We start from the raw sequence: 23,811 nt of genomic DNA on the forward strand, positions 1-23,811 counted from the left end.
ACTTTATGAGCAAGACTAACGCATCCCTGATGAAACGCCGCGAAGCCGCTGTACCACGCGGTGTTGGCCAGATTCACCCGATCTTCGCCGAGTCCGCGAAGAACGCCACCGTGACTGACGTTGAAGGTCGCGAGTTCATCGACTTCGCCGGCGGTATCGCCGTGCTGAACACCGGCCACGTGCACCCGAAAATCATCGCCGCCGTGACCGAACAGCTGAATAAGCTGACCCACACGTGCTTCCAGGTACTGGCTTACGAACCGTACGTAGAAGTGTGCGAAAAAATCAACGCCAAGGTGCCAGGTGATTTCGCCAAGAAAACCCTGCTGGTGACCACCGGCTCCGAAGCCGTGGAAAACTCCATCAAGATCGCGCGTGCCGCCACTGGCCGTGCCGGCGTGATCGCGTTCACCGGCGCTTACCACGGCCGCACCATGATGACCCTGGGCCTGACCGGTAAAGTCGTGCCTTACTCGGCCGGCATGGGCCTGATGCCAGGCGGCATCTTCCGCGCGCTGTACCCGAACGAACTGCACGGTGTGAGCATCGACGATTCGATCGCCAGCATCGAACGCATCTTCAAGAACGACGCCGAGCCGCGTGACATCGCTGCAATCATCATTGAGCCGGTTCAGGGCGAAGGTGGTTTCTACGTTGCACCTAAAGAGTTCATGAAGCGTCTGCGCGCCCTGTGCGACCAGCACGGCATCCTGCTGATCGCTGACGAAGTACAAACTGGCGCTGGTCGTACCGGCACCTTCTTCGCCATGGAACAGATGGGCGTTGCTGCCGACCTGACCACCTTCGCCAAATCCATCGCTGGCGGCTTCCCGTTGGCCGGTGTGTGCGGCAAGGCCGAATACATGGACGCCATTGCTCCAGGCGGCCTGGGCGGTACTTACGCCGGTAGCCCGATCGCTTGCGCCGCGGCTCTGGCCGTAATGGAAGTGTTCGAAGAAGAGCACCTGCTGGACCGCTGCAAGGCTGTCGGCGAGCGTCTGGTCACTGGCCTGAAAGCCATTCAGGCTAAATACCCGGTGATCGGCGAAGTCCGTGCCCTGGGCGCGATGATCGCGGTCGAGCTGTTCGTTGATGGCGACAGCCACAAGCCGAACGCTCCAGCGGTAGCCGCCGTTGTGGCCAAGGCTCGCGACAAGGGTCTGATCCTGCTGTCCTGCGGCACTTACGGCAACGTTCTGCGCGTCCTGGTACCGCTGACTTCTCCGGACGAGCAACTGGACAAAGGTCTGGCGATCATCGAAGAGTGCTTCTCCGAGCTGTGATCTCCAGGCTCTGATCGATTTGTGAACTGATCGACAAAAAAACCCGCTTCGGCGGGTTTTTTTGTGTCCCGGGAACCCATCGATGGCAAATGCGCTGTATCGAATGGCCAGCATTGACTAAGGTGCAGGCACTACTTTGGAGTGTGTAAATGACTGCTGTGGTGTTACCCGCTGCACCGCGTGTGCTGATTGCCGAGGCCGACCCCTGGTCTCGCGACCTGCTCAAGCAAGTGTTGTTGAATGTGCGCTGCGACGCACGGCTGGATCTGTGTGCCGATGGTCAGGAAGCGCTGCACCTGTTGGCGGAAAATCCTTACGACCTGGTGATCGTCGACTGGGAATTGCCCGGCGTCGATGGTTTGAATGTCTTGCGCAATGTCCGCCAACGTAAACGCAATCCACCCCTGCCGTTCATTCTGATGAGCAGCCGCAACGACAGCGCCAGTGTGCGCGAAGTCTTGCCCCTGGCGCCGGCGGCGTACCTGACCAAGCCTCTGAGCATGGAAAATCTGACCCAGCGCCTGCAGGAGTTGCTGCTGAACGCCGGTGAAGAGGTGTCTTGCGAGATGCCTTCATTGGCGCCGGGCATCACCTTGTCGGCGTACCTGGAGCGTCGTCGTGAGTCTGCGGACGGTGCGCCGCTGATGACTGACGTGCAGTTGGCGGTCAAACGCAGCCTCAATCCCAACGGCCTCGATTTGACCGTGCTGCATGACGAGATTCGCACCGATCCGCAAATCACCGCTGTGCTGATCGCCGCCGCCAACAGCGCGGCCCAGCACCATGGCGCCGCCGTACAAACCCTGTCCCAGGCGCTGCACCGCCTCGGCACCGGGCAAAGCATGAACCTGATTCTGGGGCTGGCCCTCAAGCGCAGTGCCCGCCTCAGCGACCCATTTCTGGCCGACTATGCCGAGCGCTATTGGGAGCTGTCGCTGCGCACTGCCGAGTATGGCCGGACCCTGGCGCGCTTGCTGGATCTGGATCAGGAGCGGTGTTATTGCGCCGGTATGCTGCATCGCCTCGGCGACCTTGCGCTGTTGCGTTGTTTGCAGGAGTGGAAGCAGGCGGGTGGTGAGCTGGATGAATGGGAGGAGGTTGGCGAGGCGCTGGCCGAATTCGGCGCGGCCTATGGTTCGGCGCTTCGCACTCGCTGGCGCCTGCCGCTGGAGCTGCGAGAGCTGATTGCAGCTGTCTTCCAGTTCGGTGGCGGGGTTTACTCCCGCGAAGCGCTGGTGATGAACATGGCTGCACAACTGGCGCGACTGACCGAGCATGAGGGCATTGAGGAACTGGCGAAGAGCCGGACGGCGCGGTTGCTCAAGATCGGGTTGCCGGAATTGATGCGCCTGCGCAAAAAATAACGCCGGTAGATCGTTCCCACGCTCTGCGTGGGAATGCCGCCCCGGACGCTCCGCGTCCCTTAGCAAGTCGTGACGCAGAGCGTCACAAGATGCATTCCCACGCAGAGCATGGGAACGATCCAAAAACCTAGCCGCAGACGATGCGGTTCTTGCCCTGGTGTTTGGCTTGGTACATTGCCGCATCCGCGCGGGCAAACAGGCTGTCGACGCTTTCGTCCTCGGCGGTGAGGCTGGTCAGGCCCTGGCTGACGGTGATGCCGAACGTCTGGTCGCCATGGTTGAAACTTAAGCGCTGAATCTCCCGTTGCAGGCGCTCGGCCACTTGCATGGCCATGTCTGGCGCACAGCCGGGAAACACTGCTGCGAATTCCTCACCGCCCACTCGCCCGAACACATCACCTCGACGCAACGTCGCGCGACCGCTCTCGGCGATTCGTTGCAGCACGTTGTCGCCTTCCTGGTGGCCGTAGGTATCGTTGATCACTTTGAAGTCATCGATGTCCAGCAGCAGGAATGCCAGCGGCGTGCCTTGGTGCCGTGCCTGTTCGAATTCACGGTGGGCGCATTCGAAGAAGTGTCGGCGGTTGCTGCTCTGGGTCAGCACGTCGGTGGTGGCCAAGCGTTGCAACTCGGTTTCCATCTGCTTCTTGTCAGTAATGTCTTCGGCAATGCCGACAATGATCACCGGTTGCCCCGGCTCTGCCTGACGGTTGATGAAGCACTTGTCACTGAGCCAGCGGACCTGGCCGTCGGCGGCAATGATTCGGTATTCGCGGTCTTCATCGGCGCCTTTGACCAGTACTTCGGCCAGGCTGCGTTCGGCATAGTCCAGATCGTCGGGGTAAATGCTGTCGCGCCATTGGTTGTAGTCGGACAGCAACAAGCCTGCGGAGCGGCCGAAAATCCGTTCATACGCAGGGCTGACATAGAGCACCCGACGGGATTCCCAGTCGAAGGCCCAAAGTACCGCGTTGACGCTCACCAGCAGAGCGCTGAACAGTTGTTCGCGTTCGCTCAGGCGCGCCACTTCGCCTTGTGCATGCATCAGCGCCAGCAAGGTTTGCGCGGCCTCGGGCCACTGCGGGAGGGATGAGTCTTGTAGGCTTTTATTGACCATCGACACAAAATCTCAAAGGGCGTGTGCCGCTCGAGGTTCGAAAGCGACCAATACCAAGGCCCGCCTGGATGGCGAAGTGTCTTTGAGATAGGGGATTTGGAGCTAAGTTCCGAAGGGTGCGCCCACGAACGGGGCGCACCGATCAACGGCGTCAGACGGCGGCGGGGCGCAGGGAGTAGGTTTTCAACTGATCGGCGAAGTCGCGCAGGGATTGAATCCCGCTGGCTTCGGCTTCGTGTACCCAATCCTTGATGGCGGCCAGCATGTCGTGACCATTTGAGCTGGTCTTGACCCAGATCTGCTGCAAGGCTAGGCGTTTCTCGTAAATTACCTTCAGCGCCTGACTGTGCTCGAGCATGGTCTGGATGCGAATGTGGTGTTTGTCATCCAGCAGGCTGGTTTCCCGCGAGAGCAGGCGCTTGGCACGGTGGAACTGGTGACGGACCGAGTGATCGACCTTTTCCAGCTCTTGTTTGACCAGCGGTGCGATCACCAATTTGCGGTACTGGGCCATGATCTGGAAGCGGTTGTTGAGAATCGCCATGGCGGTGTCCATGTCCAGGTTGCCTTTGCCTTCGACCCGGTGGGCGATGGGCGCGACCCGCTGAACCTTGGCCAGACGCAGGAAGCTGAAGACCTGGATCCAGGCCCAGCCGAGATCGAATTCCCACTTCTTCACCGACAGTTTTGCCGAATTAGGGTAGGTGTGATGGTTGTTATGCAGTTCTTCGCCGCCGATCAGGATGCCCCAAGGCACCAGATTGGTCGCCGCATCGCGGCATTCGAAGTTGCGGTAGCCGATGGCATGACCGAGGCCATTGACCACGCCGGCGGCCCAGACCGGGATCCACATCATCTGGATCGCCCAGATGGTGATGCCGATGGTGCCGAACAGCAACAGGTCGATGACACCCATGATCGCCACGCCCAGCAGCGGGAAACGGCTGTACAGGTTGCGTTCGATCCAGTCTTCGGGGCAGTTCTTGCCGTAGATGCGCAGGGTCTCGGGGTTTTCCGCCTCGGCACGGTACAACTCGGCGCCTTTGCGCAGAACGGTGGACAGGCCCTTGATGACCGGGCTGTGCGGGTCATCGACGGTTTCGCATTTGGCGTGGTGCTTGCGGTGGATAGCGGTCCACTCGCGGGTGTTCTGTGCCGTGGTCAGCCACAGCCAGAAGCGGAAGAAATGTTTCAGGCCAGCATTGAGCTCAAGCGAGCGATGGGCTGAATAACGATGCAGATAGACCGTGACGCCGATGATCGTCACGTGGGTCATCAGCAGGGTGACTGCCACCAGTGACCAGGGCGACAAGCCGAGAAAACCTTCGTACCACATAGGCTATTGGGCCCTCGATAAAGAAATAAACAGCCGTTGCATTATCACTTAGCTCACAGATAAAACCAGTCGCCCTTTCAGATAAGAGTGGCTGGATGTTTCTTTAAACTATAATTCCATCCACTTTGAAGGGACATGGACAGCCGAATGTCTGCCACCTATCGCGATGCTTTGCGTGCAGCGCTGCTTTACCTTCTGGTTTCTGTAGGTTGGCTGCTATTTAGCGGTTATTTATTGAACAGTTTCTTCGATAGCTCCGCTGAGCTAATGCGATGGCAACTGATCAACGGTTACGCCTGGGTGGTATTCAGCGCCGGTTTGATTTTTCTCGCCCGGGCGCGATTGTTTCGTTGCCTGGGGATCGGCGCAAAATTGCGTGAGCGCACTGAAGACCACGAGCGTCTGCGTCAGGCGGCCGCGGTGTTCGATTGCACGCGTGAAGGGGTGCTGGTCACCGACAACAAAGGGTTGATCGTCCATGTAAACCGGGCCTTCATGGCAATCACCGGTTATCAGAGCGAGGAGGTGCTCGGCCAGCGCCCCAGTCTGTTCAAGTCCGGCCATCACCCGCCGGGCTTTTACCAGGCGATGTTCGCGACACTCAACAGCACCGGCGAGTGGAGCGGAGAAATCTGGAACCGCCGCAAAAGCGGCGAGATCTACCCGCAATGGCAGACCATCCGCGTCATTGACGACGAGAGGGGGCGGCGCAGCCATTACGTGGCTGTGTTTTCCGACATTAGTGCAATCAAGAACTCCGAGCATGAACTGACGCATCTGGCTCACTACGATCCGCTGACCGATCTGCCCAACCGCTTGCTGTTCACCGACCGCACCGAGCAGGCCCTGGCTTCGGCGCAGATCCACAAGCGCGGCTGCGCGTTACTGATGATCGATCTTGATCACTTCAAGATGATCAACGACAGCCTCGGGCATAGCATTGGGGACCAGCTGCTCAAGGGTGTGGCCGAGCGTTTGAAAGCGATGGTCGGTCCGGGAATCACCCTGGCACGCCTTGGCGGTGACGAGTTCGCCGTGCTGGCTGAAAGCTGTCCGCAAATGGTGCACGCGGCGGCGCTGGCTCAGCGGATCATCGATGGCCTCAAAGAGCCGTTCCAGATCGACGGGCATCAGTTGTTCGTCAATATCAGCGTCGGCATCAGCCTGTTCCCCGGCGACGCCTTGAGTGCCGAGCAGCTGTTGCGCAACTCCGACTCGGCGCTGTTCAAGGCCAAGGGTGCCGGCCGCAATGGCTACGCCCTCTATACCGAAGAATTGACCGCGCATGCCCAGCAACGGGTCGAGACGGCATTCGAATTGCGCCGTGCGCTGGAGCAGCAGGAGTTGCGGGTTTATTACCAGCCGGTTCATGACCTCAAGACCAGCCGCCTGATCGGCGTCGAGGCATTGGTGCGCTGGGAGCATCCGCAGCGAGGGTTGGTGTCGCCGGCAGAATTCATTCCCGTTGCCGAGCGCACCGGTCTGATCGCCGAAATTGATGCCTGGATGATGCGTCAGGCATGTGAGCAGATGTGCCAGTGGCAGCAGGCCGGGGTGGTGTTGTCGTTTGTCGCGGTGAATGTTTCTTCTCGATTGTTCGCCCGCCGCGAGCTGTTTGGGCAGGTGGCGAAGGTGCTGCACGAAACCGGGCTGGATCCTGCCTGTCTGGAGCTGGAAGTCACCGAGAGCGCTGTGATGGATGACCCGGAAGTTGCGCTGGAGCAGATGCACAGGTTGCGTGAATTAGGAGTTCGGCTGGCCATCGATGATTTCGGTACAGGCTATTCGTCGTTGCTGCGCCTCAAGCGAATGCCGGTACAGAAACTCAAGATCGATCAGGGCTTCGTTGCCGGGTTGCCGTGGGATGAGGATGACGCGGCGATTGTGCGGGTGATCATTGCGCTGGCCCAGAGCATGGGGATGCAGGTTCATGCCGAGGGCATCGAGCAGGTCGAGCAGGCGGGTTTCCTGCTCGAGCACGCCTGCGATCTGGGGCAGGGCTACTGGTTTGGGCGGCCGGTGCCGGCCGGGCAGCTGGATTGGAAGCGTGCTCCCTTGATTCTTCAGCACTGATCGGTCTTTTGGTTATATTAAAATTCTTAAATAGTCTTTTTAAGAATATCCGCGCTTATCTACTATTGGCCTCACGCCGCAAGCAGTCTCGCCACTGCCAGGCAACCTCTAGTTGAAGGAGCAGCACCATGAGCGCATCCCTACGTAGCGTTGACGGCCAGGACGAAGCAACCATTTTGCGTGAGATCCAGAGCGCCTTGCGCGATCTGCGTTTTGGCGCAGTGGAAATCACCGTGCACAACGCCCAGGTGGTCCAGATCGAACGCAAAGAGAAATTCCGGTTGCAGAACCCAAGCAACAAACCGAGTTAAAAACCGGCAACCCGATACCAGCACACCATAAGAAAAAGCCAACACAATCAGAATCCCAGGAGCTTTCACCATGTCGTCGATTCGTCATTTCGCTTTGGCCGCCCTGGCCAGTGCCCTTTTTGCTGGTTCCGCGGTTGCCAAGGATTACGAACTGCTTAACGTGTCGTACGACCCGACTCGCGAACTGTATCAGGACTACAACGCCGAATTCGTCAAGTTCTGGCAGAAAGACCACGCCGGCGACAGCGTGAAAATCCAGCAGTCCCACGGTGGTTCGGGCAAGCAGGGCCGGGCAGTGATCGACGGTCTGCGTGCCGACGTGGTGACCCTGGCCCTGGCCGGTGACATCGACGAAATCGCCAAACTCGGCAAGACCCTGCCAGCGGATTGGCAGAAGCGTCTGCCGGAAGCGAGCACGCCTTACACCTCGACCATCGTGTTCCTTGTGCGCAAGGGCAACCCTAAAGGCATCAAGGACTGGGGCGACCTGACCAAGAACGGCGTGGAAGTCATCACCCCGAACCCGAAAACCTCCGGCGGCGCACGCTGGAACTTCCTCGCGGCGTGGGCCTATGGCCTGAAAGCCAATGGCGGTAACGAAGCGAAAGCCAAGGAATACGTGCAAACCCTGTTCAAACACGTTCCTGTGCTGGACACCGGTGCTCGCGGTTCGACCATCACCTTCGTCAACAACGGTCAGGGCGACGTGTTGCTGGCCTGGGAAAACGAAGCCTTCCTGGCCCTGAAAGAAGACGGCGGCGCTGACAAGTTCGACATTGTCGTGCCTTCGCTGTCGATCCTCGCCGAACCTCCCGTAGCCGTGGTCGACAAGAACGCCGAGAAAAAGGGCAACACCGAGATCGCCGAAGCGTACCTCAAGCACCTGTACAGCCCGGCCGGCCAGGAAATCGCGGCAAAAAACTTCTATCGTCCACGTGACAAGGATGTTGCCGCCAAGTACGCCAAACAGTTCCCGACACTGGACCTGGTGACCATCGACAAGGATTTCGGCGGCTGGAAAACCGCTCAACCGAAATTCTTCAACGACGGTGGCGTGTTCGACCAGATTTATCAGGCGCAATAACCTGAAATAAGCCATAAACGAGCCCCGGATTTACGTTCGGGGCTTTGCGCGTTCTCAACCAAGGACTTTTATGTCGCGTCGTATCTCCCCCGTCATACCCGGCTTCGGGCTGACGCTGGGCTACACCTTGGTGTACCTCAGCCTGATTGTGCTCATTCCACTGGCGGCGATGTTCGTGCATGCCGCTCAACTCACCTGGGACCAGTTCTGGGCGATTATCTCGGCGCCACGGGTGCTGGCGGCGTTGAAGCTGAGCTTCGGCACTGCGCTCTATGCCGCGATCATCAACGGCATCATCGGCACGCTGCTGGCCTGGGTGCTGGTGCGCTATACCTTCCCGGGACGCAAAGTCATCGACGCGATGATCGACTTGCCCTTCGCGTTGCCCACTGCGGTGGCCGGTATCGCACTGACTGCGTTGTACACCCCCACCGGTTTGGTGGGTCAGTTCGCAGCGGACCTGGGTTTCAAGATCGCGTACACCCCTCTTGGCATCACCCTTGCCCTCACTTTTGTGACACTTCCATTCGTAGTACGTACCGTACAGCCAGTATTGGCTGATATCCCGCGTGAAGTGGAAGAAGCGGCGGCATGCCTGGGAGCAAAACCGTTGCAGGTTTTCCGCCATATTCTGGTGCCCGCGCTGCTGCCAGCCTGGCTGACCGGTTTCGCGCTGGCCTTTGCCCGCGGGGTCGGCGAGTACGGTTCGGTGATTTTCATCGCCGGCAACATGCCGATGAAAACCGAGATCCTGCCGCTGCTGATCATGGTCAAACTCGACCAGTACGATTACACCGGCGCTACGTCCATTGGTGTACTGATGCTGGTGGTTTCTTTCGTCTTGTTGCTGCTGATCAACTTGCTGCAGCGGCGCATCGAAACCCCATAAGGAGGCGCGAAAATGTCCCAATCGTCTATTAGCGCCGCTTCCTCGGCCAACGCTGCCCGCCGTGGCAGTGCCACTTCGCGGCGAATCCTGATCAGCCTTGGCTGGCTGATTTTTGCGCTGTTTCTGTTGCTGCCATTGTTCATCGTGGTGTCCCAGGGCCTGAAAAATGGCCTCGGCGCGTTCTTCACCGCGATCTTCGAACCCGACGCTTTGTCGGCCCTGAAACTCACGGTGATCGCCGTGCTGATTTCAGTGCCGCTGAACCTGGTGTTCGGCGTCAGCGCCGCGTGGTGCGTGAGTAAATACTCGTTCCGCGGCAAGAGCATGCTGGTGACCCTGATCGACTTGCCGTTCTCGGTGTCGCCGGTGATCGCCGGTCTGGTCTACGTGCTGATGTTCGGCGCCCAGGGCCTGTTCGGGCCGTGGCTGCAGGACCACGACATCCAGATCGTCTTCGCCTTGCCGGGCATCGTGCTGGCGACGATCTTCGTCACCGTGCCGTTCGTGGCACGTGAGCTGATCCCGCTGATGCAGGAACAAGGCACGCAGGAAGAAGAGGCCGCGCGTTTGCTCGGGGCCAATGGCTGGCAGATGTTCTGGCACGTCACCGTTCCCAACATCAAATGGGGCCTGATCTACGGCGTGGTGCTGTGTACGGCGCGGGCCATGGGTGAGTTCGGTGCGGTGTCGGTGGTTTCCGGGCACATTCGCGGGGTGACCAACACCCTGCCGCTGCACGTCGAGATCCTCTACAACGAATACAACCACGTGGCCGCGTTCGCCGTGGCGAGCCTGTTGCTGATCCTGGCGCTCTTCATCCTGCTGCTCAAGCAGTGGAGCGAAAACCGTATTAACCGCCTGCGCGCCAGCGCCGCGGAGGAATAAGTCATGTCGATCGAAGTGCGTAACGTCAGCAAGAACTTTCACGCGTTCAAGGCGCTGGACAACATCAGCCTGGACATTCAAAGCGGCGAACTCGTGGCGCTGCTCGGCCCGTCCGGCTGCGGCAAGACCACCCTGCTGCGGATCATCGCCGGTCTGGAAACCCCGGATAAGGGCAACATCGTGTTCCACGGTGAAGACGTCTCCGGTCACGATGTGCGTGATCGCAACGTCGGTTTCGTGTTCCAGCACTACGCGCTGTTCCGCCACATGACCGTGTTCGACAACGTCGCGTTCGGTCTTCGCATGAAGCCGAAAAATCAGCGCCCGAGCGAAAGCCAGATCGCGGTGAAAGTCCACGAGCTGCTGAACATGGTGCAACTGGATTGGCTGTCGGATCGCTACCCGGAACAACTCTCCGGTGGCCAGCGTCAGCGTATTGCCTTGGCTCGCGCGCTGGCGGTTGAACCGAAAGTCCTGCTGCTCGATGAACCCTTCGGCGCCCTCGACGCCAAGGTCCGTAAAGAACTGCGTCGCTGGCTCGCACGCCTGCACGAAGACATCAACCTGACCTCGGTGTTCGTGACTCACGACCAGGAAGAAGCGATGGAAGTCGCCGACCGCATCGTGGTGATGAACAAGGGCGTGATCGAGCAGATCGGCTCACCGGGCGACGTCTACGAAAACCCGGCCAGCGATTTCGTTTATCACTTCCTGGGTGACTCGAACCGGCTGCATCTGGGTGAAGACAACCATGTGCTGTTCCGTCCGCACGAAGTGTCGCTGTCGCGTCACGAGTTGGAGGATCACCACGCGGCCGAGGTGCGGGATATTCGTCCGTTGGGCGCGACGACACGGGTGACGCTGAAGGTCGAAGGCCAGAGCGAATTGATCGAAGCTGAAGTGGTGAAAGATCACGACAGCCTGATCGGACTGGCGAAGGGTGAAACCTTGTTCTTCAAGCCCAAGGTCTGGCAAAAACTCGCCAACATCTAAAGCATCGTCGGAGCGCCCCCCGGAGCAAGCTCGCTCCCACAGTGATTTGCGTCGTTCACAAATCCCCTGTGGGAGCGAGCTTGCTCGCGATGGCGTCTTATGCTGCAGCGCGATTCGGATTGATTCGCACACCCCCAGCCCGCGCCTCGATCTGCACTTTCAGGTCATGCCGCAACCCCAACAAAAATGCCAACTCAACCACCACAAACAACGGCCCGACAATCAACCCCGTCACATCATCGACGAACGCCGGTTTGCGTCCTTCGTAGTGATGACCGACAAACTGAATCGCCCAACCCACCACAAACATCCCGATGCCGCTCGCCAGCCAGACCAGCGTGCTTTGCTGTGCGAGCACATGACCCAGCCAGATGCAAAGGCCCAGCAACACCGTCATCAGCACACCCAGCCGTAACTCCAATCGCAGATAAAACCACGCCGAAGCCAGCGCCAAAAGTACTGCCGGTGACACCCAAACCCCGGCCAGCGACCACTCGGGCCGTGACAGCAGCACCGCAACGGCGACAACGATCAGCGGAATACCGATAAAGTGGGTGGCAATATTGCGCGGGTCACGGTGGTAGGCGGCGTATTGACTGAGATGGTCGACGAGGCTTTTCATTGTTGTTCCTCCTGTTGGGTGATGGATCATGCCCCGGGTCCACATTTTGCTCTGTCAGGCAGGCGACAATCTCCAGGAGTTTTCATGGACATGCAGGTTTGGCGTTCGCGGCTGGATAAAGGGCAGTGGTTCAGCCATTTACCTGTTCCTTTACAGGATAGTCTGCTGGCCGCCGCCAGGGTGCGGCGGTTGTCGTCAGGCCAGCGGCTGTTCAAGCGCGGCGATCCACCGTGCGGGCTGTACGCGGTGCTCGAAGGTTCGGTGCGGATCGGCGCAGTGAGCGAGCAGGGCAAGGAGGCGCTGTTGAGCCTGGTGGAGTCGCCCCACTGGTTCGGCGAAATCTGCCTGTTTGATGGTCAGCCGCGCACTCATGATGCGTTCGGTCTGGGTCATTGCGTCCTGTTGCACATCTCGCAAACCGTGCTGCTGACGTTGCTTGATCAACAACCGGCGTACTGGCGGCAACTGGCATTGCTGATGAGCCAGAAACTGCGCCTGACCTTCATTAATCTCGAACAACTGAGCCTCATGCCGTCCGCCGCTCGACTGGCTCATCGCTTGCTGATGATCGCCGAGGGTTACGGCGAAATCGACCCGCCGCGACGGGTGTTGCAACTGCCCCAGGAACAATTGGCGTCGATGCTTTCGCTGTCGCGCCAGACCACCAACCAGATTCTCAAGGACTTGCAGGGGCAGGGGATTCTTGGTCTGAGTTATGGCGAGATCGAGATTCTGGATTTGGGGAAGTTACGGGCTACCTGTCAAATGTGACAGTAGAAAGGAGAATGTCAGGAGGTGTACAAGAAGATTGTCGAAGAAGACAACCAAAGGAGTTGGACCTATGAACGATAAGAGCAAATACAAAGGTGTCAAGGGTGTTGATACGCCGGCACCGGATGCTGTCGCTGCACCTGTGGTGAACTCACCGGCGCCTGATGGCAACGTCGAAAACCCTGTGGAATTCTCGGGCACTGGTGAAGAGGGCTGGTTAGTCCTGGTTTACTCCGTACCCACCAATGGCCAACCTATCGCCTCTGCTTATGTTAAAAACGGTAAGTGGTCGACATCTGTGAACCTGGATGTACGCCGCTATTCGGCGTTTGCACTGCAACAAGATAACCGTGAGTCATCTGAGTGGACGGCTATATTTGATTTCAACGTCACTGGCTGATCAGTGCATTGTTAAACCTATCATTCTGCCGCACGCGGTGTGTGCGGCTTCAGTCTAATTGTCGAACGCCTTGGTTCTATCAACAAAACCACACTCGACAGAACCCCTCAGCCGGAAAACCAAGTTTGTCATGGGCAACTCACTCGAAGGGGCTTAGCCTGTAAAGCTGAACAATCGAGGTGTGCCATGCGTGTGCTGTTAGTGGAAGACGAACCTGAGACCGCCAAACTCCTGGCTAAAGGTCTGAGCGAGGCAAGTTACTCAGTCGATGTGGCGGTCAATGGTATGGACGGCCGTCGTTTCATCGAGACTGGCGAATACGAGTTGATCATCCTCGACGTGATGCTGCCGGGGCTCAATGGCTGGCAGTTGCTGCAGCAGATCCGCAAGCTCGGTGATACGCCGGTGCTGTTCCTGACCACCAAGGACGGCATCGAGGATCGCCTGCGCGATCTGGAGTTGCATGAGGATGATTACCTGCTCAAGCCGTTTGCCGTGAGTGAACTGGTGAAGCGGGTGCGTAAATTGTTGCGGCGGGATCGGGGGCGCTGAGGCGTTCCGACGATGAGGCCGGACGAGGCAACACACCTCCCGGATCTGTCACCGCAACCCATCCCGAAACTGCCCAGGTGTCATCCCGGTCCAGCGCTTGAATGCGCGGCTGAAGCTGCTCGTGTCCGCAAATCCCAGCAGATAGCTGATCTCGCTCAACGAGCATTGCGGATCGCGCAGGTGCAGCAGCGCCAGATTCTCGCGGCTTTCGTTGAGCAGCGTATCGAACCGACAACCCTCGTCCGCCAAGTGCCGTTGCAGGCTGCGCAAACTCAGGTGCAGGGCCTGGGCGATGTGTTCGGCGCTGGGCTCGCCTTCCGGCAATTGCTCCTCAATGGCGTCGCGAACCTTGCGTTCCCAGGTCAGGGGTTTGAGTTGGGCGAGGGTGCGTTTGAGCACGGCTTCGTTGTGCTCGGCCAGTTCCGGATTGGCGTCGTCCAGGTGGCTGTCGAAGTCCACGACGGCGAATTCCAGTCGGTCTTCATCGGCGGCGAAGTACACGGGTGAGCGGAAGACTTTGTGCCATTGATGCGGGTCCGCCGGTTCCGGGCGGCGTAGGTACACCGCCAGCGGGGCGTAATCGCGGCCCAGGCGATTGCGGCAGGTGCGTACGTAAATCGCCGTGAAGGCGTCGATGGCTTCGAAGGCCGGGGCCGGATTGCCAGGCGGGATTTTCAGGCGGAAGCGGTAGCGGTCCTCGGCGCGAGTCAGTTCCAGGTCCAGCGCATCGCTGACCACTTGGTGATAACGCACGATGCGCTCGAACACTTCTCGCAGACTGCCGCTGGCCACCAGCGCATAACCGAGTGCGTGAAACGTGGTGGGGCTGACGAAGCGCGATACCCGCAAACCAATCGCCGGATCACCGCTGACCTGCACCGCGATTTCCCACAGACGCGTGGTGCCCGACAACGGGTAACGGGCGTTCGGGTCGTCCATCAGTTGCGGGTCGAGCCCCGCCTGTTGGCACAGGGCGGTGCTGTCGAGGCCCAGGGCATCGAGTTGCTTGCGCAGGGCGCGGGTCCAGCTGGCGAGGGAGGTCGGTTCAGTCATGCTGATTGGCGCTTCCGGTCAACAGGTTGGCGTTCACGGCTACCGCTCTGGCAGGGTACTCAGGGCAGGATGCGAACATCAATAACCAGAGGATGGAAGCATGCACGGTACTTCTGCAAGTCCCCAGCGACTGAATGCAGCACAACGATCAGCGCATATTCGTGAAGTGGTGCTGACCAAGGGCATTGAACTGCGTCAGCGCTACCCGATTCTCAACCATCAGGACGCCTTGGGCGCGGGCATTCTGGCCTTCGCCCTGGTCGGGATGATTGGCTCGGCAACGCTCTACATGACCGGGCACATGGCGTGGTGGGTATGCCTGTTGCTCAACGCTTTTTTTGCCTCGCTGACCCACGAACTGGAACACGACCTGATTCATAGCATGTACTTCCGCAAACAGCGCGTGCCGCACAACCTGATGATGGGACTGGTGTGGCTGGCGCGGCCGAGCACGATCAATCCGTGGATTCGTCGGCATCTGCACCTCAATCACCACAAAGTCTCCGGCACGGAATCCGACATGGAAGAGCGCGCCATCACCAACGGCGAGCCTTGGGGTTTCGCGCGGCTGTTGATGGTCGGCGACAACGTGATGTCAGCGTTCATTCGTATGCTGCGGGCCAAGACCTGGGCTCACAAGATCAGCATCATCAAGCGTGCGCTGAAGGTCTACGCGCCACTGGCGTTGGTGCATTGGGGCGCCTGGTACATGTTCCTGGGCTTCCATGCAGCCAATGGCATCGCCTATCTGATGGGGACGTCGATCGAGTGGTCGGCGACCACTCTGTTGGTGATGCAGGTGATCGACATCGCTGCCGTGGTGATCATCGGGCCGAACGTGTTGCGTACCTTTTGCCTGCACTTTGTCAGCTCGAACATGCATTACTACGGTGACGTGGAGCCGGGCAACGTGATCCAGCAGACCCAGGTGCTGAACCCTTGGTGGATGTGGCCGTTGCAGGCGTTCTGCTTCAACTTTGGCAGCAGTCACGGCATCCATCACTTTGTGGTCAAGGAACCGTTTTACATCCGCCAGATGACCGTGCCGGTGGCGCATAAGGTGATGCGCGAGATGGGTGTGCGGTTCAATGATTTCGGGACGTTTGGGCGGGCGAACCGATTTGTGCGCAAGGAAGCAACAGAGGCGCAGGAGGTTCGTGCCGCTCAGGCTTGATCGATGCTCTCGGAAATTCAAAACGGCAAAGGCGCCCGTCATCAATCTGACCCAAAGAGGCGATACGTTATGACCCAAGCAGGATGGCTTGGTAGTAGCTGTATCGCTGATTGATATATGCGTTCTGGATCTAATAAAGTAATTAAATATTCCTTTATTGGATAACCGTTTCAGTCAATCATCGCATCCAGTGATGTTATTCGCGCCAGCAGATTTTGAGTTTCCGGGGCCGTCTCCTTGGCAGGGTGCGGTCCCTTTTTTTGTCTATTCAAAACTGCTACATATTCTTTATAGATCTTAATAAATATCTTCTTATTCCTTAACGAATATAACTCTCCTCCCTATACTTGCTCAGGAACAGACACGCAGCAGGAGAGCTCCCCCATGCGCAACGAATCAATTCGCTATCTGATTGTGCCGGGCTGGCAAGGATCGCCAGAAGATCATTGGCAAAGCCATTGGCAGAACAGCCTGCCGAACAGCGCGCGGGTGGAGCAGGCCGACTGGCTGACACCGCGTCGCGAAGACTGGGTCGCGGTACTGGCTGAGGCGATTGCCGCCGACAGCACGCCGGTGATCCTGATCGCCCATAGCCTGGGTTGCATCACTGTCGCGCATTGGGCTGCCACCGCGCCCGTGCAGTTTTTACGTCAGGTTCGCGGCGCCTTGCTAGTCGCCCCCGCGGACGTCGAGCGTCCGGCCTGCGCACCGGCCCTGCGCAATTTCGCACCGATTCCAACCCACCTGCTGCCGTTCCCGAGTCAGGTTGTCAGCTCCGACAACGACAGCGCCGTGAGCACGCCGCGTGCATTGGAACTGGCTCGTAACTGGGGCGCCGAGGCTGGGATTTTGTCGGGTGCCGGACATATCAACGTGAAGTCCGGTCACCAACGCTGGGAGCAGGGTTTTGCCTATCTCTATCGCCTGCAAAACCGAATGGAACACCACGCCCTGCGACGTGCTTGAACCTTTTCTTTTTCTTTAAAATCGCCCCCCGTCTCCCGGCGGTTTAGGGCGGGAGTCTGCCATGAGTTTTGAAGCCTTCGGTCAGCCGCTGCTGACCTTCCCCGATGCAGAAAAAAGCCCCCTGAGTATTCGCGCCAAGGCGCTGGTGTTTGTCGATCCGCGTTCCCGTCAGCTACGTCAGGAGCTGGAGCTATTGGCTCCGCGCTCGATCTCGGTGTTGATCCGTGGCGAAACCGGCAGCGGCAAGGAGTTGCTCGCGCGGCACATCCATCGCGCAAGTGATCGTGGCGGGTTGTTCGTCTCGGTTAATTGCGGCGCGATCAGCCCGACTTACGCCGACGCTGAATTGTTCGGTTATGCCGCTGGCAGTTACAGCGGTTCGGCCAGCAGTCGCGCGGGTTGGTTCGGTTCTGCCAACGGCGGGACGCTCTACCTGGATGAGATCGGCGACCTGCCCCTACCGATCCAGATCAAATTGCTCGCGGCGCTGGAAAACCACGAAGTCACTCGTGTCGGCGCTCACCAACCGAGCCCTGTGGACGTGCGCCTGGTCGCTGCTACCAGCATCGACCTGGCCCAAGCGGTGGCCGCCGGAAAATTCAATGAGCGGCTCTACCACTACCTCAGCGAAGGCCAGCTCGAACTGCCGGCCTTGCGTGAACGAGTGGGCGATATTCTGTCGCTGTCCGAATATTTCCTCGGCATCTATAGCCAGCGCCTGGACCTGCCGGTGCCGCTGATCAGCGAAGCCGCGCAGCATTTGTTAGAGCAACACAGTTGGCCGGGCAACACCCGGGAGCTGGAAAACGTCATTCACTTTGCGTTGTTGGTCAGCACCGGCGATGAGATTTTGCCGGAGCATTTGAATCTGCCCGAGGCGCCGCTGTCATTGGTGCAGATCGAGCAACAAGCTGCTCAGCTGATTAAAAACGGCACGGCTGCCGAGCGATCTGCACTCAAGCATTTGCTCGAAAGCCTGATGCAGACGCTGTAGCGATCTGTATGAACAAAATGGAATATGAAAGTGAATAAAAGATATTGTTCGGGAATAAAAAATCCCGGTATTGTCCGCATCACGCCAGCGATAGCACTTCACTGGCACTCGTACTAAACAAGCCGTCGTCGATGACGACCGTGATTTTCGATAAGGACACTGCATGAAAAAGGTTCTGTTGTTCACCGCATTGGCGGCTGCCCTGACCGCGGGCCTGGCCCAGGCTGGCGAGAAACTGGTGGTTGCGGCGACCCCGGTTCCACACGCCGAGATACTGGAACTGATCAAACCAACCCTCGCCAAAGAAGGCGTGGACCTGGAAATCAAAGTCTTCACCGACTACGTTCAGCCGAACGTACAGGTCGACCAGAAGCGTCTGGATGCCAACTACTTCCAGACCCTGCCGTACCTGAAGAGCTTCAATGAAGGCAAAGGCACCAACCTGGTGACCGTGATTGGCGTACACGTCGAACCTTTCGGCGGCTACTCGAAGAAAGTCAAAACCCTGGCTGAGCTGAAAGACGGCGCAACCATCGCTATCCCGAACGAAGGCAGCAACAGCGGCCGCGCCCTGATCCTGCTGCAGAAGGCTGGCCTGATCGAGTTGAAAGACCCGAAAAACGCTCTGGCCACCCCGAAAGACATCGCCAAGAACCCGCACAACTTCAAGTTCAAGGAACTGGAATCGGCCATGTTGCCGCGTGTTCTGGACCAGGTCGACCTGGACATGATCAACACCAACTACGCGCTGGAAGCCGGTCTGAACCCGGCTAAAGACGCGCTGGTGATCGAAGGTGCAGATTCGCCTTACGTGAACTTCCTCGTGGCTCGTCCGGACAACAAGGACAGCGTTGCTATCCAGAAACTGGCCAAGGCGTTGACCAGTCCTGAAGTGAAAGCATTCATCGCCAAGAAGTACAGCGGCGCGGTACTGCCGGCGTTCTGATTCGCGAGGTAAACCCCTTCAAGGTTTCAAACGCCGACGGCTGGTAATAGCGTCGGCGTTTTTTATTGCGCCAGGATCAAAAGATCGCAGCCTCGTTTGCTTTAAGGTTTTAGGCCACCCCGGCCTTCAAAGCCCTGCGCAACGCCATCAACAACTTCACGATGTCCTGCGGATCCAGCCGCTGTGGCACTTTTACGTCAGCCATTTTCTCTTCCTTGTGATGGTTCGGCCGGGGGAGTCTGGCCAAAAGCGGTCCGTGCTTGGAGGGGTATTTTGAAAAAAAGATCCTTCCTACAGCGCAAAGAAAAATAGTCGTCTTCCGCTGCCGCAGCAAATTCGGAGGATAGTTTTTTGCGTGATATCAATATGCTTTAACGGTATTTAAATTCTTCTTTTTATACCTTTAAAGTCGGTGCCTGCCGGGTAGTTATCCACTGCCCATGGACTGCACCACCGTCGCTTACCCTGCGGCGTCCAGGATGTTCAATGAACTTCGATTACGCATTTATCCTCAGCACCTTGCCGGCGTTTCTCAAGGCCGTGGGCGTGACGCTGCAGGTTGGCTTCATCGCTATCGGCACGTCGTTGCTGGTGGCGCTGATCAACGCGACGATTCTGGTGTTCCGCACGCCTTACTTGCAGCGCCTGGTCGGGCTGTATGTGGAGCTGGCGCGCAACACCCCGCTGTTGATTCAACTGTTCTTTGTCTACTTCGCCTTGCCGGCGCTGGGCATCAAGGTCTCGGGCTTTGCGGCGGCGATCATCACCATGACCTTCCTCGGCGGCGCCTACCTCACCGAAGTGCTGCGTGCCGGCGTCGACGCGGTGCCTCAGGCGCAGCTCGAGTCCGGGCGCTCCATCGGCCTGTCCCACGGGCAATTGCTGCGCTACGTGATCCTGCCGCAAGCCGGCATCCTCAGCCTGCCGTCGCTGTTTGCCAATTTCATTTTCCTGCTCAAGGAAACCACCGTGGTCTCAGCGGTGGCGGTGCCGGAGATTCTCTACACCACCAAAAGCTACATCGCGCTCTACTACAAAACCTACGAAATGCTCGCCGTGCTGACGCTGATTTGCGTGCTGCTGTTTTTGCCGCTGTCGCTGCTGCTCAGCCGTCTGGAAAGGAGGCTCCAGCATGGCCAGTTCGGGTCTTGAGTTGCTCTGGGTGTCGTTGCCGCAACTGAGCAAGGGCGCCGCACAAACCTTGTCGATCTCTTTCCTGAGCATCGCCATCAGCACCGTTGGCGGCGTGCTTTACGGTGTGCTGCGCACGCTGAATTCGAAGTGGCTGAACGCGATCCTGCGCGTTTATCTGGAATTGTTCCGCGCAATTCCGGTACTGGTCTGGCTCTATTTGCTGTTCTTCGGTCTGCCGATTTTCTTCGGCCTGAGCATTCCGAGCTTCTGGTGCGCAGTGCTGGTGTTGTCGCTGTGGGGCGCCAGCGAAGTCGGCGAAGTGGTGCGCGGTGCGTTGCACTCGTTGCCGCGCGGGCAGCGTGAGGCAGGGTTGTCGATTGGCCTGGACGGCCCGCAACTCTACGGCTACGTGCTGCTGCCACAAGCGCTGAAACGCATGACGCCGCCGACTATCAACGTCTACACACGCATCATCAAAACCAGCTCGCTGGCGGTGCTGATCGGCGTGGTCGATGTGATCAAGGTCGGTCAGCAGATCATCGAACGCACTTACGAATCAGTGCTGATCTACGGCGCACTGTTCCTGTTTTTCTTTTTCATCTGCTACCCGCTCTCGGCCGCCTCGCGCGTGCTGGAGCGGCGCTGGACGCAAGCATGAGCGCATTGATCGAGTTCAAGGGTTTCAACAAGTTTTTCGGCGAGCAGCAGGTGCTCAAAGAGATCGACCTGCAAGTGAAGTCAGGTGAAGTGATCGTCATCCTCGGCCCCAGCGGCTGCGGTAAAAGCACCTTGCTGCGTTGCCTCAACGGTCTTGAAGTCGCCCACAGCGGCAGCTTGAATTTTGCCGGTCGCGAGTTGCTGGACAAGGGCACCGACTGGCGCGAAGTGCGGCAGCAGATCGGCATGGTGTTCCAGAGTTATCACCTGTTTCCGCACATGAGCGTGCTCGACAACCTGCTGCTCGGCCCGGTCAAAGTGCAGAAGCGCGACCGCCGCGAGGCGCGCGCCCAGGCCGAAGCCTTGCTCGAACGCGTGGGCCTATTGGACAAGCGCGACGCCTTCCCGCGTCAGCTCTCTGGTGGCCAGCAGCAACGCATCGCCATCGTCCGTTCGCTGTGCATGAACCCGAAAGTCATGTTGTTCGACGAAGTCACCGCCGCCCTCGATCCGGAAATGGTCAAGGAAGTGCTGGAAGTTATCCAAGGCCTGGCCCGCGAGGGCATGACCCTGTTGATTGTCACCCACGAAATGGCGTTTGCCCGCGCCGTGGCTGACCGAATTGTGTTCATGGATGCCGGGCGAATCCTTGAGCAAAACCCTCCCGAGATTTTCTTTACGAACCCGCAAACCGCACGAGCGCAGCAGTTCCTGGAGAAGTTCTCCTACGTCGCCGCACTACCCAAAACGACTCAAACAAAGGAACTGGAACTGCTATGAAAACTGCCAAGACTTCACTGCTGCTACTCTCGCTGCTCGGCCTCGCGTTGCTGGCCGGTTGCAACAAAACCGAAGAACCCGCCAAACCGGCGGCCACCAGTGCCAGCTATCTGGAAAAAATCAAAGCCCGGGACAAGCTGATCGTCGGTGTCTTCACCGATAAACCGCCGTTTGGTTTCGTCAATGAAGCCGGGCGTTATGTCGGTTTCGATACCGACATCGGCCGTCAATTCGCCAAGGATCTGTTGGGCGATGAGAACAAGGTCGAGTTCGTCGCGGTAGAACCGGCGAGCCGGATTCCGTTCCTGCAAAGCGACAAGGTCGATTTGATTCTGGCCAACATGACCGTTACCCCGGAGCGTAAGGAAGCGGTGGAATTCACCAACCCGAACCTCAAGGTTGCCGTGCAGGCGTTGGTGCCGCAGGCCAGTTCGGTGAAGAACCTTGATGACCTGGCGACCCGCACCACCATCGTCACCACTGGCACTACGGCCGATATCTGGCTGACCAAGAACCACCCGGACTGGAAATTGCTGAAGTTCGAGAAAAACTCTGAATCTCTGCAAGCGCTGGCCAATGGGCGCGGCGATGCTTACGCGCAGGACAACCTGGTGTTGTTCAGCTGGGCGAAACAGAACCCTGGCTACCGCGTTTTGACCCAGACGTTGGGCGCTGAAGCACCGATTGCGCCGGCGGTGAAGAAGGGCAATATCGAACTGCGTGATTGGGTGAATGTCGAGTTGGCGAAACTGGGTGAAGAGAAGTTTTTGCTCAAGCTGTATGACCAATATGTGCGTAAAGAACTGAGCGATGACACCAAGCCTGAGAGCGTGATTGTCGAGGGTGGGAAGTGGCAGGGGTGATTTGCTGATTGATCGTTCCCACGCTCCGCGTGGTAATGCCTCTAGGGACGCTCCGCGTCCAGTGACGCGGAGCGTCACGGGCTGCATTCCCAGGCAGAGCGTGGGGAACGATCTGTGTACCTCAATCCGGCCAATACCACGCCGGCTCATCCAGCATCCGCTGCCCGACAATCCCGGTCTGGCCAAGACTCTTCTCCAGCACAATGCAATTGCACGCCGGATCCTCCTGCAACGCCGAAATCAACCGCCGTGCATGTGAAACCACCCACACCTGACACTGCTCCGACGCCCGGATAATCAACCGTGCCAACGCCGGCAACAGGTCCGGGTGCAGACTGGTTTCCGGCTCGTTCAGCACCATCAGCGTCGGCGGCCGAGGCGTTAGCAGCGCCGCGACCAGCAGCAAATAGCGCAACGTTCCGTCCGACAGCTCGGCCGCCGACAAGGGCCGCAACAAGCCTTCCTGGTAAAACTCGATCGCAAACCGACCACCCTGAAGCGGCGCGATGTTCAATCGCGCGCCAGGGAAGGCGTCGCTGACGGCGGCTTGCAAGGCCTCGGGGTCGCCGATTTCGCGGATCGTCTGTAACGCGGCCGCCAGATCCCGACCGTCGTGATGCAACACCGGCGTGCGGGTGCCCAATTGCGGTTGGCGCACCGGTGCGTCGGCATCGCTGCGAAAGTGATCATAGAACCGCCAGCGGCGGATGAATTCACGCAGCTGCAGGACTTCCGGCGAGGTGCGAAAGCTGCCGACCTGATCGAACAGGCTGTCGAAATTCGGCGTGTGTTGGGCCAGCACCTCCCAACCACGACCATCGCGGGCGCGGATCATCGGGCCGTTGCGATCCACCAGCAGACTGGCCGGGCGGTAAAACGGGCCGGACCAGATGCATTCCTTCTTGATTTCCGGGTCCAGAGAAAACTCGGAAAGGCTCGGCTCCGGCAGACCCAACGCGATCGAGTAGCTGAAGTCTTCCCCGGCAAACCCCAGGCGCAGGCGTTTGGCGCCGTGCCGTACGCTCGCCTCGATCGGGACTTCGCCATTACGCATCCGTCGGCTGATGTTTTCCGGGCCGGCCCAGAAGGTCGAATCCAGTCCACCCTCGCGGGCCAACGCATTGATCACGCCGCCCTGAGCGGTTTCCGCCAGCAGGCGCAACGCGCGGTAGAGGTTGGATTTACCGCTGCCGTTGGGGCCGGTGATCAGGTTCAACCGACCCAGCGGAATCACCAATTTATTGATCGAGCGGTAATTGGCCACCGCGAGGGTTTCGAGCATGGGAAGCTTCCTGCTGCATGGTTCGCCAGTTTGCCTTATTGTCGGAAGCACCGTGCCCCTGTAGCAGCTGGCGAAGCCTGCGTTCGGCTGCGCAGCAGTCGTAAAACCAGAACTCGCGGTGCATCAGGCAGACCGTGCAAGCCGGATTTACGACTGCTACGCAGCCGAACGCAGGCTTCGCCAGCTGCTACAAGGATCGCTTTATTTGAAGCCGTCAGGTGCACCCTTGGAACCCTGTTCTAAGCTCACAGTCGTATCGCCATTGGCACGTTCGTGCAACGC

General features: G+C 58.8%; 24 protein-coding genes. 19 read left to right on the top strand and 5 right to left on the bottom strand.

The genetic code is table 11. The features are described from left to right. The first annotated feature begins 5 nt into the window (after positions 1-5). A complete protein-coding gene (gene gabT / locus ACMXYI_RS07860; protein WP_033058568.1) occupies positions 6-1,283 on the top strand; it encodes a 4-aminobutyrate--2-oxoglutarate transaminase in 1,278 nt (425 codons plus the stop codon). A 149-nt stretch (positions 1,284-1,432) separates the two neighbouring features. Beyond that, positions 1,433-2,647, top strand: a complete 1,215-nt coding sequence (locus ACMXYI_RS07865) for an HDOD domain-containing protein (RefSeq protein ID WP_415772633.1) — start codon at positions 1,433-1,435, stop codon at positions 2,645-2,647. A gap of 127 nt (positions 2,648-2,774) precedes the next feature. Here ACMXYI_RS07865 and ACMXYI_RS07870 read toward each other — a convergent pair whose 3' ends face one another. Both ACMXYI_RS07870 and desA read right to left on the bottom strand, forming a co-directional pair. Further along, positions 2,775-3,764, bottom strand: a complete 990-nt coding sequence (locus ACMXYI_RS07870; protein ID WP_415772635.1) for a GGDEF domain-containing protein — start codon at positions 3,762-3,764, stop codon at positions 2,775-2,777. A gap of 151 nt (positions 3,765-3,915) precedes the next feature. Next, positions 3,916-5,100, bottom strand: coding sequence for a delta-9 fatty acid desaturase DesA (desA, locus tag ACMXYI_RS07875; protein ID WP_056745676.1), 1,185 nt, complete (start codon positions 5,098-5,100; stop codon positions 3,916-3,918). Positions 5,101-5,247: 147 nt separating this feature from the next. Between desA and dibA the strand changes: the two genes are divergently transcribed. The 6 genes from dibA to ACMXYI_RS07905 all read left to right on the top strand — a co-directional run bounded on the left by dibA (position 5,248) and on the right by ACMXYI_RS07905 (position 11,335). Continuing rightward, complete coding sequence (dibA, locus tag ACMXYI_RS07880; RefSeq protein WP_415772637.1) at positions 5,248-7,173, top strand: phosphodiesterase DibA; 1,926 nt, start codon at positions 5,248-5,250, stop codon at positions 7,171-7,173. A 128-nt stretch (positions 7,174-7,301) separates the two neighbouring features. After that, on the top strand, positions 7,302-7,484 hold the full coding sequence (gene oscA / locus ACMXYI_RS07885) for a sulfur starvation response protein OscA (RefSeq protein ID WP_007945260.1): 183 nt from the start codon (positions 7,302-7,304) through the stop codon (positions 7,482-7,484). A 70-nt stretch (positions 7,485-7,554) separates the two neighbouring features. Continuing rightward, positions 7,555-8,568, top strand: a complete 1,014-nt coding sequence (locus ACMXYI_RS07890; protein ID WP_129439495.1) for a sulfate ABC transporter substrate-binding protein — start codon at positions 7,555-7,557, stop codon at positions 8,566-8,568. Between the two features lie 70 nt (positions 8,569-8,638). Then, positions 8,639-9,457 (top strand): sulfate ABC transporter permease subunit CysT, encoded by an 819-nt coding sequence (gene cysT, locus ACMXYI_RS07895; RefSeq protein WP_033058556.1) that lies wholly within the window; start codon positions 8,639-8,641, stop codon positions 9,455-9,457. Between the two features lie 12 nt (positions 9,458-9,469). Further along, a complete protein-coding gene (gene cysW / locus ACMXYI_RS07900) occupies positions 9,470-10,342 on the top strand; it encodes a sulfate ABC transporter permease subunit CysW (RefSeq protein WP_415772639.1) in 873 nt (290 codons plus the stop codon). A gap of 3 nt (positions 10,343-10,345) precedes the next feature. Then, the gene (locus ACMXYI_RS07905; RefSeq protein WP_046047288.1) at positions 10,346-11,335 is read left to right on the top strand and encodes a sulfate/molybdate ABC transporter ATP-binding protein; all 990 of its coding nucleotides are present in this window, start codon (positions 10,346-10,348) and stop codon (positions 11,333-11,335) included. A gap of 97 nt (positions 11,336-11,432) precedes the next feature. Here ACMXYI_RS07905 and ACMXYI_RS07910 read toward each other — a convergent pair whose 3' ends face one another. Further along, entirely contained in the window at positions 11,433-11,957 is a 525-nt protein-coding gene (locus tag ACMXYI_RS07910) for a DUF962 domain-containing protein (RefSeq protein WP_415772641.1), read from the bottom strand. Between the two features lie 84 nt (positions 11,958-12,041). Here ACMXYI_RS07910 and ACMXYI_RS07915 point away from each other — a divergent pair, with 84 nt between their 5' ends. From ACMXYI_RS07915 to ACMXYI_RS07925, 3 genes are all read left to right on the top strand, one after another. Further along, positions 12,042-12,728, top strand: a complete 687-nt coding sequence (locus tag ACMXYI_RS07915) for a Crp/Fnr family transcriptional regulator (protein ID WP_415772642.1) — start codon at positions 12,042-12,044, stop codon at positions 12,726-12,728. 70 nt (positions 12,729-12,798) lie between these two features. After that, the gene (locus tag ACMXYI_RS07920) at positions 12,799-13,128 is read left to right on the top strand and encodes a hypothetical protein (RefSeq protein ID WP_415772644.1); all 330 of its coding nucleotides are present in this window, start codon (positions 12,799-12,801) and stop codon (positions 13,126-13,128) included. A gap of 186 nt (positions 13,129-13,314) precedes the next feature. Beyond that, positions 13,315-13,680 (top strand): response regulator, encoded by a 366-nt coding sequence (locus tag ACMXYI_RS07925; RefSeq protein ID WP_415772646.1) that lies wholly within the window; start codon positions 13,315-13,317, stop codon positions 13,678-13,680. A 48-nt stretch (positions 13,681-13,728) separates the two neighbouring features. Here the strand turns inward: ACMXYI_RS07925 and ACMXYI_RS07930 are convergent, their stop codons facing one another. Next, entirely contained in the window at positions 13,729-14,733 is a 1,005-nt protein-coding gene (locus ACMXYI_RS07930) for an AraC family transcriptional regulator (protein WP_033058545.1), read from the bottom strand. A gap of 100 nt (positions 14,734-14,833) precedes the next feature. Here ACMXYI_RS07930 and ACMXYI_RS07935 point away from each other — a divergent pair, with 100 nt between their 5' ends. The 8 genes from ACMXYI_RS07935 to ACMXYI_RS07970 all read left to right on the top strand — a co-directional run bounded on the left by ACMXYI_RS07935 (position 14,834) and on the right by ACMXYI_RS07970 (position 22,247). Further along, positions 14,834-15,907 carry a fatty acid desaturase gene (locus ACMXYI_RS07935; protein ID WP_415772648.1) on the top strand — a complete coding sequence of 358 codons (1,074 nt, stop codon included), beginning with the start codon at positions 14,834-14,836 and terminating at the stop codon, positions 15,905-15,907. A 384-nt stretch (positions 15,908-16,291) separates the two neighbouring features. Then, complete coding sequence (locus ACMXYI_RS07940) at positions 16,292-16,873, top strand: alpha/beta hydrolase (RefSeq protein WP_415772650.1); 582 nt, start codon at positions 16,292-16,294, stop codon at positions 16,871-16,873. Between the two features lie 61 nt (positions 16,874-16,934). After that, on the top strand, positions 16,935-17,867 hold the full coding sequence (locus ACMXYI_RS07945; RefSeq protein WP_415772652.1) for a sigma 54-interacting transcriptional regulator: 933 nt from the start codon (positions 16,935-16,937) through the stop codon (positions 17,865-17,867). Positions 17,868-18,030: 163 nt separating this feature from the next. Next, positions 18,031-18,813, top strand: a complete 783-nt coding sequence (locus tag ACMXYI_RS07950) for a MetQ/NlpA family ABC transporter substrate-binding protein (RefSeq protein ID WP_046052269.1) — start codon at positions 18,031-18,033, stop codon at positions 18,811-18,813. A gap of 486 nt (positions 18,814-19,299) precedes the next feature. Then, positions 19,300-19,965 (top strand): amino acid ABC transporter permease, encoded by a 666-nt coding sequence (locus ACMXYI_RS07955; protein ID WP_008148239.1) that lies wholly within the window; start codon positions 19,300-19,302, stop codon positions 19,963-19,965. Then, positions 19,946-20,605, top strand: a complete 660-nt coding sequence (locus ACMXYI_RS07960) for an amino acid ABC transporter permease (RefSeq protein WP_415772654.1) — start codon at positions 19,946-19,948, stop codon at positions 20,603-20,605. Before ACMXYI_RS07955 ends, ACMXYI_RS07960 begins: the two co-directional genes overlap by 20 nt. Beyond that, a complete protein-coding gene (locus tag ACMXYI_RS07965) occupies positions 20,602-21,384 on the top strand; it encodes an amino acid ABC transporter ATP-binding protein (RefSeq protein WP_415772655.1) in 783 nt (260 codons plus the stop codon). The genes ACMXYI_RS07960 and ACMXYI_RS07965 overlap by 4 nt, the downstream gene beginning before the upstream one ends. Next, positions 21,381-22,247 carry a transporter substrate-binding domain-containing protein gene (locus ACMXYI_RS07970; RefSeq protein WP_415772657.1) on the top strand — a complete coding sequence of 289 codons (867 nt, stop codon included), beginning with the start codon at positions 21,381-21,383 and terminating at the stop codon, positions 22,245-22,247. The genes ACMXYI_RS07965 and ACMXYI_RS07970 overlap by 4 nt, the downstream gene beginning before the upstream one ends. Positions 22,248-22,368: 121 nt before the next feature. On the opposite strand, the gene ACMXYI_RS07975 is transcribed toward ACMXYI_RS07970, so the two are convergent. After that, positions 22,369-23,529 carry an AAA family ATPase gene (locus tag ACMXYI_RS07975; protein ID WP_415772659.1) on the bottom strand — a complete coding sequence of 387 codons (1,161 nt, stop codon included), beginning with the start codon at positions 23,527-23,529 and terminating at the stop codon, positions 22,369-22,371. Between the last annotated feature and the right edge of the window lie 282 nt (positions 23,530-23,811).

The sequence above is a fragment of the Pseudomonas lyxosi genome, assembly GCF_047758685.1.
Taxonomy (GTDB): domain Bacteria; phylum Pseudomonadota; class Gammaproteobacteria; order Pseudomonadales; family Pseudomonadaceae; genus Aquipseudomonas; species Aquipseudomonas lyxosi.

Excerpts from the sequence above, each read along its gene's own strand:
- gabT (WP_033058568.1), top strand. The coding sequence starts at position 6 with ATGAGCAAGACTAACGCATCCCTGATGAAACGCCGCGAAGCCGCTGTA.
- ACMXYI_RS07865 (WP_415772633.1), top strand. The coding sequence starts at position 1,433 with ATGACTGCTGTGGTGTTACCCGCTGCACCGCGTGTGCTGATTGCCGAG.
- ACMXYI_RS07870 (WP_415772635.1), bottom strand. The coding sequence starts at position 3,764 with ATGGTCAATAAAAGCCTACAAGACTCATCCCTCCCGCAGTGGCCCGAG.
- desA (WP_056745676.1), bottom strand. The coding sequence starts at position 5,100 with ATGTGGTACGAAGGTTTTCTCGGCTTGTCGCCCTGGTCACTGGTGGCA.
- dibA (WP_415772637.1), top strand. The coding sequence starts at position 5,248 with ATGTCTGCCACCTATCGCGATGCTTTGCGTGCAGCGCTGCTTTACCTT.
- oscA (WP_007945260.1), top strand. The coding sequence starts at position 7,302 with ATGAGCGCATCCCTACGTAGCGTTGACGGCCAGGACGAAGCAACCATT.
- ACMXYI_RS07890 (WP_129439495.1), top strand. The coding sequence starts at position 7,555 with ATGTCGTCGATTCGTCATTTCGCTTTGGCCGCCCTGGCCAGTGCCCTT.
- cysT (WP_033058556.1), top strand. The coding sequence starts at position 8,639 with ATGTCGCGTCGTATCTCCCCCGTCATACCCGGCTTCGGGCTGACGCTG.
- cysW (WP_415772639.1), top strand. The coding sequence starts at position 9,470 with ATGTCCCAATCGTCTATTAGCGCCGCTTCCTCGGCCAACGCTGCCCGC.
- ACMXYI_RS07905 (WP_046047288.1), top strand. The coding sequence starts at position 10,346 with ATGTCGATCGAAGTGCGTAACGTCAGCAAGAACTTTCACGCGTTCAAG.
- ACMXYI_RS07910 (WP_415772641.1), bottom strand. The coding sequence starts at position 11,957 with ATGAAAAGCCTCGTCGACCATCTCAGTCAATACGCCGCCTACCACCGT.
- ACMXYI_RS07915 (WP_415772642.1), top strand. The coding sequence starts at position 12,042 with ATGGACATGCAGGTTTGGCGTTCGCGGCTGGATAAAGGGCAGTGGTTC.
- ACMXYI_RS07920 (WP_415772644.1), top strand. The coding sequence starts at position 12,799 with ATGAACGATAAGAGCAAATACAAAGGTGTCAAGGGTGTTGATACGCCG.
- ACMXYI_RS07925 (WP_415772646.1), top strand. The coding sequence starts at position 13,315 with ATGCGTGTGCTGTTAGTGGAAGACGAACCTGAGACCGCCAAACTCCTG.
- ACMXYI_RS07930 (WP_033058545.1), bottom strand. The coding sequence starts at position 14,733 with ATGACTGAACCGACCTCCCTCGCCAGCTGGACCCGCGCCCTGCGCAAG.
- ACMXYI_RS07935 (WP_415772648.1), top strand. The coding sequence starts at position 14,834 with ATGCACGGTACTTCTGCAAGTCCCCAGCGACTGAATGCAGCACAACGA.
- ACMXYI_RS07940 (WP_415772650.1), top strand. The coding sequence starts at position 16,292 with ATGCGCAACGAATCAATTCGCTATCTGATTGTGCCGGGCTGGCAAGGA.
- ACMXYI_RS07945 (WP_415772652.1), top strand. The coding sequence starts at position 16,935 with ATGAGTTTTGAAGCCTTCGGTCAGCCGCTGCTGACCTTCCCCGATGCA.
- ACMXYI_RS07950 (WP_046052269.1), top strand. The coding sequence starts at position 18,031 with ATGAAAAAGGTTCTGTTGTTCACCGCATTGGCGGCTGCCCTGACCGCG.
- ACMXYI_RS07955 (WP_008148239.1), top strand. The coding sequence starts at position 19,300 with ATGAACTTCGATTACGCATTTATCCTCAGCACCTTGCCGGCGTTTCTC.
- ACMXYI_RS07960 (WP_415772654.1), top strand. The coding sequence starts at position 19,946 with ATGGCCAGTTCGGGTCTTGAGTTGCTCTGGGTGTCGTTGCCGCAACTG.
- ACMXYI_RS07965 (WP_415772655.1), top strand. The coding sequence starts at position 20,602 with ATGAGCGCATTGATCGAGTTCAAGGGTTTCAACAAGTTTTTCGGCGAG.
- ACMXYI_RS07970 (WP_415772657.1), top strand. The coding sequence starts at position 21,381 with ATGAAAACTGCCAAGACTTCACTGCTGCTACTCTCGCTGCTCGGCCTC.
- ACMXYI_RS07975 (WP_415772659.1), bottom strand. The coding sequence starts at position 23,529 with ATGCTCGAAACCCTCGCGGTGGCCAATTACCGCTCGATCAATAAATTG.